This is a genomic window from uncultured Bifidobacterium sp. (assembly GCF_959020155.1).
Taxonomy (GTDB): Bacteria; Actinomycetota; Actinomycetes; order Actinomycetales; family Bifidobacteriaceae; genus Bifidobacterium.
Genome location: NZ_CAUERC010000020.1, coordinates 17,458 through 27,689, shown reverse-complemented (window position 1 = coordinate 27,689; position 10,232 = coordinate 17,458). Strand labels below are relative to the sequence as shown.

Here is a 10,232-nt window from a genome sequence, read left to right as displayed (position 1 = left end):
TTCATCTGCTGCAGCACGCCGCCCATCAGCTCGGCAAATGCGTGATCGTGGTGACGCATTCCAAGCGCGTCGCCAACTCCGCCGATGTCGTGCTGCGTCTCAGGAGCAAGAAACTGACCCGGGCGTGACCCACCTGGGCCGGGCGGCACCCCGGCGACGACCCGCATGGAATCATCGTCATAATGACGCCTGCGATCCCTGGACATGAGAAACCGCACCTCCGATCATCGAATCTGGATTACTCCAGTCCAACAATCGGGGTGCGGTTCAAAAGGCCCTTTTTTTGTGTCGGATTACGAACCGCGCGTCTCACCGCTTGCCGTTGTAGATCTCGTTGTCGATCACATCGGCGAACACGCGATTGACGGCCGGGCGCACCACTTTCAGCGACGGTGTCAGGCACTTGTTCTCCTGCGTGAACTGCGTGTCCAGCACGGCGAACTTGCGTACGGATTCGGCGCGCGAGACCGTCGCATTCGCTTTATCCACGTACTGCTGAATCTCCTCGCGCACCGCGGCGTTCGTGGCGAGCCGGTCGACCGGCGTCTCCGTGGACAGTCCGTGTGCGGGCAGCCAGATGGCCAGCGACTCCGGGTCGAGCGTCACCAGCGCGCCGATGAACGGGCGCTGATCGCCCACCACCACGCAATGCTCCACAATCGGGCACTTGGCAATCTCCTCCTCCAGTGGAATGGGGGAGACGTTCTTGCCGCCGGCGGTAATAATAATGTCCTTGATTCGACCGGTGATGATGATGCGGCCGGCGTCATCGATCTCGGCCAAGTCGCCGGTCCTGAGCCAGCCGTCGGCGGTGAATGCCTCGGCCGTCTTCTCCGGCAGATTGTGGTAGCCGCGGAACACGTTCGGGCCCTTGACCTGCAGTTCGCCTTCGTCGGAAATGCGAATCGAGGAGCCGGGCGCGGGCTGGCCTACGGTGCCGATCACATTGTCGGTCACGCGCGTGGCGGCGAACGGGGCGGCGGTTTCGGTCATGCCGTAACCCTGAATCATCGGCAGACCGATGCCGTTGTAGAAATGCGCCAAATCAAGCGACAGCGGTGCGCCGCCGCAGGCCACGTACTTGATCTTCGGGCCCAGAGCGCCGCGCACCGTGCGGTAGACGAGCGTTTCGTACTTGGCGCGCTCGGCGATTTCGGCAAATGTGTGCTGCTCGCCGGCCTGCTCCTTGCGGCTCCAGATGCGCGCGGCCTCGGCGGCTTTGACAAACAGGCGGCCCTTCCAGCCGGCACCGGCCTTATGCGAGGCGGCGTTGTACACCTTCTCGAACACGCGTGGCACGCCAAGCAGGTAGGTCGGTTCAAACGAACGCAGGTCCGGCAGCAGGGTTTTGGTGTCCGGCAGATAACCGACCACGCCGTCATCGGAGGCGATGGAGGCGTACTGGATAAATCGTGCGAAGCAGTGGGCCAGCGGCAGGAAGAGCAGCAGGCGTGGATGGTCGTCAAGCACCACTTCATGAAGCGCCTGCGAAGCGGTGATGGTGATGGACACGAAGTTCTTATGGGTCAGTTCGGCACCCTTCGGGTTGCCGGTGGAGCCCGAGGTGTAGACGATGGTGGCCAGATCGTCGGCGCGCACGGTGGCCACGCGCTCGTTCAGTTCCTCGTCCGAAACAGCCACGCCCAGACCTTCGAGCGCGCCCAGTGCATTGCCCTCGAGCATGAGAATCTGCTTCAAGGCAGGGCAGTGGTCCTTGACCGAGTCGAGCCGGTCGAAGCGCTCGCGATTGTCGGCAAAGGCCAGCTTGACCACCGAATCGTTCATGATGCGCTGGGCCTGCGGGGCGGAGTCGGTGTCATAGATCGGCACGCTTACCGCGCCCACCGCGGCCAGTGCGAAATCGAGAATGCCCCATTCCAGACGGGTGGAGGAAAAGATGGTCACCGCGTCGCCCTTGGCGATGCCGAGCGCGATCAGGCCCTTGGCGGCCGAGACCACGCGCTCGTGGAATTCGCCGGTGGTGACGTTCTGCCAGCGGCCGGGGCCGATTTTCTTGGCGGCGATTACCGTGTCCGCGCCGGTGCGGGCAAGGCGATCGGTAAGTAGGGAGTAGATGGTCTGGTTGTCGCGGATTTCGATGGATTCGCCAGGCGTGGTGTAGTGGTCAAGCATAAGCGGGCCGTGTCCTTACGTGCGTTGCGTGATGGCTGTTGACAAAATCGAGCCATTCTGACAAGTTAGGTTACGCTGGCGTAAGGTTGCGCGCGTTGTGGGCAATGGAGAAGTTGTCTGTCTGGTTTTGTGGATTGTATACAACGCCGTGTCTAACCGGTTTGCTCTACGGTTATGACACCGTGTCCATTTCGGGAGCCATCGACTTCCTGCAGGACAAGTACGCGCTGAACCCGGCCCTGCAGGGTCTGGTCATCAGCTCCATCATGATCGGCGGCGTGATCGGCGCCGGCTTCTCCGGCTTCCTGTCCGATAAGTACGGCCGCCGCCGAAGCACTGGTCGCCGCGCAAAAAGCAGCACTAGGCCGCGTTTGCTGCGTCTATTGGCGAATTGATCATATGGGTCGTCTGCGTGCAGACGACCCTTTTGCGTTCCGTCGGCTTCTGACACCGTAGAAACGTGCTTTCTCGGCTTCGAGGGGCTGATTTTGCCTTATCTGGAAGTCTACTTCCACTTCGAGGGGCTGATGCCCAAGTAGACACGGCCCTAAAACGGCGGAATGACGTTGACGTGTAGCCGTTTATACTTCCGATTACATGGATGAGGAGCCCCTCGAAGCGGAGATAGACTTCCGGCAAATGCGAAATCAGCCCCTTGAAACGGAAGTAGGCCTCCGGCAAACGCAAAAATTAGCCTCCTCGAAACGGATAAATGCACGTATTGGGTGTAGTGGATGCTTCAGCCCCTGATATCGAAGCATATTTTTTCTGGTTGGCGCGTCTAGCATGCGCACTCCGCAATCGATAATTCTGTGGCCTCTCTCACTTTAAAAGTCTGGCGTGTGCGAGGGCGTTCGCTTAAGGTGAATGGGATTGCGCGGAATGTGGAGCGCAGGGTCATGACCATGCGCGTGCTGCAGATCCAGCTGCGCTCGCTGACCGCCATGGATATCGTGGCCTACGGCGGTGCGGCGGCCGGCATTGGTGTGGCTCTATGGCAGTATGCGCATACCACCGCAGCCGCCGCAGGAGCCAGCACCGCCGGCTGGTCGCCGATCATGCTCGCCGCCCACCTGCCCGGCGCATTCGCCTACCTGGCCTACGGCCTGCAATACCTGATGCCGTTCGGTGCGGGCTTCCCGCTCACCCTCGCCGGACTGCTGCTGATTGTGCTGCTGTCCGCCGAATTCTTTATTCCCATGCGTCAGCTTGGCTCGTTCTTCCACGTGGCGATGAACGGCATGACCTCCACCAAGCGCATCTTCGCTCTGCTGGACACCCCGGAGCCCGAGCATGGCACGGCGACCCTGCCGGCCAACGATTCCGATTCCGCTGACGACGGTCTGACGGTCCGCTTCGACCACGTCGGCTATTCCTATGATGATGCCGGGCACGGCGACTCCAAGTCCGCATCCGCAAAGACCGATAAGCAAGGTGAAACCAGCCCCAATTCCGCCGTCGCTCCTGCGCTCACCAACATCACCTTCGCCGCACGGCCCGGTCAGTTCACCGCCATTGTTGGCATCTCCGGTTCCGGCAAGTCCACGGCCACCTCGCTGCTCGCCGGTACACTGGCCGGTTACCGAGGTTCGCTCACGCTGAACGGCGTCGAGGTATCCGATTTGTCAGGCGAAACACTGGCCGGAGCCGTCACTGTGATTGGTGCCAGCAGCCATCTGTTTGCGGGCGCATTGCGCGAGAATCTTCTGATGGCCTTGCCCGATGACGAGATTCCTGATTCGCCGGATTCCGTGGACTCCCGTCTGTGGTCCGCGCTCGAGCAGGCGCGCATTGCCGACTTCGTGCACGCACAGCCGAACGGACTGGGCATGCCGATTGAGTCCGATGCCGCCAACCTGTCCGGCGGCCAACGCCAGCGCATCGCCATCGCCCGCGCGCTCCTGCATGATTCGCCGGTATTTGTGTTCGATGAGGCGACCAGCAGCGTTGACATGGAATCCGAAGAGCTGATCCTGGATACAATTCGCGAATTGGCGCAATCCCGCGGCAAGACGGTTATTATGATCACCCATCGCATGGCCAACGCCGAACACGCTGATCAAGTGGTGGTGCTCGAACACGGCAAGTCGGTTGAGAGGGGCACCCATACCGAGCTGATGACGGCGGACGGCGTCTACGCCAAGCTGTTTACCACGCAGGCAGATATTGAGAACTTCGGAGAAGGCCATGCTCGGCGTGTGCTGCAGGTTGGTTCTCGCAAGCAGGAGCTGTCCGACGACAGTCGGACTGAGGGTGGCGCAGCGTGCGTAAGCGCAGAGGCGGGTATGACGGTTGACCGCCTGCAGTCAGCTTTGCCGACGGCTTCCGTTGGCGGGAGTGAGCAGGCCTCGGCTGAGACTCCGGCTGGTGTTGCAAATAGCGATTCGTCTTCCAAAATGAGCACATTCCAAGTGATCAGGCGACTGCTTAAGGAAGCCCGACCTCTGGCAGGACTGATGGCAGCGGCCTCCACCGCCGGCACCATCGGCCATCTTTCGGCCACCTTCCTGCCCGTGTTCGGCATTATCGCGGCATTTGCACTTACCGGTAATCCGGTGTGGGGCATGGGTGTTGCGCCCGCCGTCATCATGATGATTATCTGTGCTCTTCTGCGTGGCATCACCCGATACGCCGAACAATATCTGAACCACAATGTGGCATTCCATCTGCTCGCACTCTTCCGTTCCAAGGCGTTCGCCGCGTTGCGCAGACTGGCGCCGGCCAAGCTCGCGGGCAAAGGTAAGGGCAACCTTATCGCCATGCTGACCACCGATGTGGAACTGCTTGAGATCTTCTTTGCCCACACCATCAGTCCGGTGGCCATCGCGGTAACCTCCACCATCATCTACACGATTGTGGCCGCCACCCTAAGCCCATGGATGGCGCTGGCGTTGATTGCCTCCCACCTGGTTATCGGCATCCTTGTGCCGCGATTCTTTGCCACCGGCGTACGTAACCTTGGCCCTGCCATCCGTGGCGCTGCCGGAGAACTCGACGATGTGATACTCGATGACATGCGCGGCCTGGACGAAATCATCCGATTTGGTCGCGGCGAGGAACGTGCGCAGGCCATCGAGGACCGTACCCATGCGTTGTGGAAGGATCACGCCAAACTCAGCAAGGTCAACGGCCGTTTCACCGGAATCAGCGGACTCTTGGTGGCTGTGCTCACAGCGGCTTCGGTCGCCGTGGCTATTGCCTGTGCCGGCGCGAACCCGCAGAGCATTCCGGCTCTGATTGCCGCCTTCGTGCTGTTCGCCGGCTCGTTCGGACCGACTTTGGCGCTCGCCGCCTTGCCCGCTAACCTGACTCAGACCTTCGCGTCCGCTAGCCGACTGTTCGGACTGATGGACGAGGTGCCCGCTGTGACCGAGAACGGCACTGTTGTGCCGCAGGAGTATATGGGCATGCGTCTTGATGACGTCACCTTTGCATATGCGGGGGAGCGCGAAGTCCTGTCCGACTTCTCGCTTGACGTGCCGCAGCATGGCGTGCTGGGTATCCAGGGGCCGTCCGGCCGAGGCAAGTCCACCATGCTCAAGCTGCTGCTGCGCTACTGGGATCCGCAGCGCGGTCAGGTGACGTTGTCCGGCACGCCGTTGCCCGAGGTCGATGTGCATGCTCGCCGACGTATTCAGGCCATGATGAGCCAGGAAACCCACCTGTTTGATGGCTCTATCCGAGACAATCTGCTGATTGCTTTGCCTGAGTCCGAGGTTGAAGCTGCAAATGTTGCAGGCAATGGGGAAGTGGGTGCCAAGACCGTTGATTCCCGACAGCAGCGGTTGGCGGCGCAATCGGCAGAGGGCGATGCCGTTCAGGTGGCAGCATCTGACGGTCTCGACGCTCGTTTGCGTCAGGCTCTCGCCAAGGCCTCCGTGCTTGATCTCATTGATTCCCTGCCCGATGGCCTTGATACTCAGGTAGGCGAGTTGGGCGACCGTCTATCCGAAGGTGAACGCCAGCGTATCGGTTTGGCTCGTGTGTTCCTGCGCAATGCTGATCTGGTGCTTTTCGACGAGCCGACCAGCCGTTTGGATGCTTTGAACGAGGCTATTATTCTACGTTCCATTCACGCTATGGCCGTGGGTGAGCAGCATGCAGACAAGGAGCGCGGCGCGGCTGTGGTGCTGGTCTCCCACCGCGAATCCGCCATGCGCATTGCTGATGCGGTACTCAATCTGTAACTGCCTGTAACTACGCGGGAATTACATCGCATTGCGTTACGTTACCGCGTTGCACTGCGGTTCCTCGCGGGTGGCGGCGATGCCATCTCCGGTCGTCATTGCGTTGCTGCGTTTGTGTTGCGATATGTGATGCGGCAACGCAGCAATGCGGCAATGCAATGTGATGTGGCAACGTGGCAACGTAGCGATGCAATAACGCGACAACGTGACAACGTAGCGATGCAATAACGCGGCAACATGGCAACATGGCAATGCAGTAACGCGACGCAGCATTCACGCCTTGATCAAAGTGCCGATGATGAGCGCCTTCTGCAGCCCTGGGCGGAACAGGTCGTGAAATTCATGCGACATTTCGGTTTCGAGTTTGACCGATGCATGGATGTCGTCAGTGCGAAGGCGTGCCTGTTCGGTGCCGATGATGTGCTCGAGCACCGCGAATCCCTCTTCGGTTTTGCCGGCTTGAATGAGGAATCGTGGGCTTTCCGGTGCTCGCACCATGGAGAGCAGGAACGCGGCGGCCGGAATCGCACCCAGCCTCAGCATCCAACGCCAACCGGCGTTGACATCCCAGCTTCTGGAACCGTAGGAGGCGATGATGTAGTTGATGACATTGGTCAGGAAGATGCCGCATACCGCGAGGAGCTGATAGGAAAAGGCAAGCAGACCGCGGATATTGACCGGCGCTTAAGGCCAGACCGAACGTATATTTGCCCGATCCGTGAGTACGTATGGTTGTTCCCAAGGGATTGCGCTGCTTGGAAGCAGCTTGAAACAGGCCCGCCATGTGCTTTTCCTCTCAATACAGCTATGGGGGGTGCCTGTTCATACTAGTCAGATTCTTGTCATATGGCGTTGAATATCTACAAATGTGGGCACTGGTGAGGCGGCTGAGTGGTGGAATCGCGCCGTGGTGTGTGGGTGTTGGGGACTCACGAGCATGCTGCGCGTTATTTGGTGGTGTGCTGAGAGTCGGGACCTACTCACGTTGGGGGAGGGGATGAAGAGCCTCTGAGACAAGTCGCTGTTCGACTGGAGATTTGCTCACGTGGAAAGCATGGAAAAGGCGAAAAAAATCAGGCGTGTCGGGTGATTTGACAAATTGGTACACAGGTGTATCATCTTAGGTATTGGTACACGGGTGTACCAAAGAAAACACCCCAAGGAAAGGTGGCCAGAGGAGACTTCGCAAGCGGCCAAACGAATTGAAATCCAACGTAGCAGTCGATTCGTTTTTGGCAATCGGAAGGCAGTCGTCAACAATCGGAAGGCAGCCAAAGACAGCCGGAAGATAACCGAGAAGTAACCGGACGAAAACCGGAAGCCAGTCGGAAGAAAGCCAACCACCCGCAAGTCAACTCCAATGGTCCAGAAGGAGATAACATGCGCAACACCAAGAAGGTCATCGCGGCAACGGCAGCCGTGGCCACGCTCGTCGGTCTCGCCGCCTGCGGCAGCAGCAACGACAACGGCGCCAACAAGGGTGACGCTGACAAGGCCGAACTCGTGTTCTGGGGCTGGGATTCCGGCAACTCGATGAAGGAAATCCTCGCTGACTTCGAGAAGGCCAACCCCGGCATCACCGTCAAGTTCAACAACACCGGCACCGCCGAGAAGACCTCCACCGCGCTCTCCAACGCCATCGCCGCAGGCAACGGCGCCCCTGACGTCGTGATGCTCGAAGATCCGACCGTCACCCAGTTCGCCGTCACCGATGGCCTCGTGGACCTGAGCGAATTCGGCGCCGACAAACTCGCCGACGACTTCGCCGCCGGCCCGTGGAACAAGCTCCAGTACAACAACAAGCCGTACGCTCTGCCGATTGATTCCGGCCCCGAAATGTTCTTCTACAACAAGGCAGTGTTCGACAAGGCCGGCGTGGACGGCGAGTCCATCAAGACCTGGAACGACTACTACGAGGCCGCCAAGAAGATCCGTGCCACCGGCTCCTACATCACCAATCTGGCCGGTACCTCCAACGACTATCAGCCGTTCACCGCCCAGATCTGGCAGGCCGGTGCCCAGCCGTGGAAGGTCGATGGCGAGAACATCACCATCAACATGACCAAGGACGAGGGCATGCAGCGCTATATCCAATTCGTCCAGAAGCTCATCGACGAAGACCTCGTGGACGCCAAGACCCCGAACTGGTCCGACGATTGGAACCGCGAGCTCAACGATGGCACCCTCGCCTCCCTGACCATCGGCGCTTGGATGCCGATCAACCTCATGACCGGCGCCCCCGATCAGGCCGGCAACTGGCGCGTCGCCCAGCTGCCGCAGTGGGAGGAAGGCAAGGAAGTCTCCGCCGAAGACGGTGGCTCTGCACTTGCCGTCACCTCGCAGTCCAAGAACCAGGCCGCTGCCTACAAGCTCGTTGAGTACATGACTCATGGCGAGGGCGCTCAGACCATGGCCGACACCGGTACCTTCCCGTCCCTGAAGAAGATCCTCCGGTCCGACTCCTTCACCGACCCGACCACCGAGTCCAACAAGAAGACCAACGACTACTTCGGCGGTCAGAACGTCAACGAAGTCCTTTCCGCCGCGGCTCAGCGCCCGACCGAGAAGTTCCAGTACCTGCCGTACAACCCGTACGCCCAGACCGCTTACGGCGACGAAGTCTCCAAGGCCTACTCCGGCGACATCACCCTGGAGAAAGCGCTTGAAAACTATGCCAACAAGCTCGCCGAGCAAGGCAAGCAGCAGGGCTACAACGTCACCGTCAAGTGACGCAACCGATCTATTGCCGGTACATCCGGCACTGACCAACAATCAAAACCTGCGGCTAGGCCACTCTCCTTCCGCCTAGCCGCCCGATCTCCCAAAGCGGGGATGCTCCCCAGTGTCCCCGCTTTCCCGTGCCCTCGCCTGACGTGACCGCTCCAATCGAGCGACCCCCTGGTAGCGGGCGCAGCACAGCAATCCGTATTCCAAGAAAGCAATCGATTATGTCCGATCAAACAATGGCCGCAGCCCCGCAGCCAACGGTGGGAATCCTGCCTGAGGAGGCGGATCTGCACACGGCCGAGGCCCGCGTCAACAAGCACAAGGCCGACTGGCGCGGCTGGAAGTTCATGTGGCCGTTCGCCGTGGTGTTCGTCTTCGTGTTCATCATCCCAATTGTGTACGCCATTTACATCTCCTTCTTCAAGAAGCAGATGGTCGGCGGCACCAAGTTCGTCGGCTTCGAGAACTACGCCCGACTGATTCAGGATCCGCAGTTCTGGAGCTCGGTGGGCCGCGTCACTATCTTCACCGTATTCCAGGTGCCGATCATGCTGTTTCTGGCTGCAGCCATGGCCCTCGCTTTGGATTCGATGAAGCTGCATGGCACCAAGTTCTTCCGCATCTCCACATTCCTGCCCTATGCGGTGCCCGCAGTGGTCTCCACCATGATTTGGGGTTTCGTGTATGGCGCCAAATACGGTCTGGTCGGCTCCCTCAACGACTTCCTCGGCACCAACATCGATGTGCTCAACCCCGACGTGCTGCTTGCATCCATCGCGAACATCAACACGTGGGAATATGCCGGCTACAACATGCTGATTTTTTACAGCTCCCTAAGCACCATTCCGCACAGCTTGTATGAGGCCGCCTCCATCGACGGCGCTTCGGAGTGGCAGATTGTTAAGAAGATCAAGCTGCCGGAGCTGAAGGGCTCGCTGGCCATCACGGTGATCTTCTCGATCATCGGCAGCTTCCAGCTGTTCAACGAGCCGAGCATTTTGCAGAACATGGTTCCGGGCAACGCGATCACCACGTACTACACGCCGAACATGTACGCCTACAACCTGAGCTTCACCGGCAATCAGAGCAACTATGCCGCAGCTCTGGCCATCGTGATGGCCATCATCACCATGGCCATTGCGTATGTCGTCCAGCTTAAGAGTATGAAGGAGCAGATGAAGTAAT

Annotated in this window: 5 protein-coding genes and 2 pseudogenes; 5 read left to right on the top strand and 2 right to left on the bottom strand. The window is 59.7% G+C overall.

Going from position 1 to position 10,232, the window contains the following annotated elements:
* Positions 1-128, top strand: a pseudogene (locus Q5H31_RS06095) (ABC transporter ATP-binding protein); the annotation flags it as partial.
* A gap of 181 nt (positions 129-309) precedes the next feature.
* On the opposite strand, the gene Q5H31_RS06090 reads toward Q5H31_RS06095, so the two are convergent.
* Positions 310-2,133, bottom strand: coding sequence for a long-chain fatty acid--CoA ligase (locus tag Q5H31_RS06090; protein WP_058102146.1), 1,824 nt, complete (start codon positions 2,131-2,133; stop codon positions 310-312).
* A 104-nt stretch (positions 2,134-2,237) separates the two neighbouring features.
* Here Q5H31_RS06090 and Q5H31_RS06085 point away from each other — a divergent pair, with 104 nt between their 5' ends.
* Together Q5H31_RS06085 and Q5H31_RS06080 are read left to right on the top strand one after the other, a co-directional pair.
* Positions 2,238-2,528, top strand: a complete 291-nt coding sequence (locus tag Q5H31_RS06085) for an MFS transporter (protein ID WP_165499340.1) — start codon at positions 2,238-2,240, stop codon at positions 2,526-2,528.
* Positions 2,529-3,026: 498 nt separating this feature from the next.
* A pseudogene (locus tag Q5H31_RS06080) lies at positions 3,027-6,320 on the top strand (ATP-binding cassette domain-containing protein); the annotation flags it as partial.
* A gap of 273 nt (positions 6,321-6,593) precedes the next feature.
* Here Q5H31_RS06080 and Q5H31_RS06075 read toward each other — a convergent pair.
* On the bottom strand, positions 6,594-6,944 hold the full coding sequence (locus Q5H31_RS06075) for an MFS transporter (protein ID WP_230454049.1): 351 nt from the start codon (positions 6,942-6,944) through the stop codon (positions 6,594-6,596).
* A gap of 756 nt (positions 6,945-7,700) precedes the next feature.
* Here Q5H31_RS06075 and Q5H31_RS06070 point away from each other — a divergent pair.
* Together Q5H31_RS06070 and Q5H31_RS06065 are read left to right on the top strand one after the other, a co-directional pair.
* Entirely contained in the window at positions 7,701-9,050 is a 1,350-nt protein-coding gene (locus Q5H31_RS06070; protein WP_007055690.1) for an ABC transporter substrate-binding protein, read from the top strand.
* A gap of 233 nt (positions 9,051-9,283) precedes the next feature.
* Entirely contained in the window at positions 9,284-10,231 is a 948-nt protein-coding gene (locus Q5H31_RS06065) for a carbohydrate ABC transporter permease (RefSeq protein ID WP_008782888.1), read from the top strand.
* The last annotated feature ends 1 nt before the right edge of the window (position 10,232 follow it).

Coding starts and splice junctions, on each gene's coding strand:
- Q5H31_RS06090 (WP_058102146.1), bottom strand. CDS start 2,133: ATGCTTGACCACTACACCACGCCTGGCGAATCCATCGAAATCCGCGAC.
- Q5H31_RS06085 (WP_165499340.1), top strand. CDS start 2,238: ATGGAGAAGTTGTCTGTCTGGTTTTGTGGATTGTATACAACGCCGTGT.
- Q5H31_RS06070 (WP_007055690.1), top strand. CDS start 7,701: ATGCGCAACACCAAGAAGGTCATCGCGGCAACGGCAGCCGTGGCCACG.
- Q5H31_RS06065 (WP_008782888.1), top strand. CDS start 9,284: ATGGCCGCAGCCCCGCAGCCAACGGTGGGAATCCTGCCTGAGGAGGCG.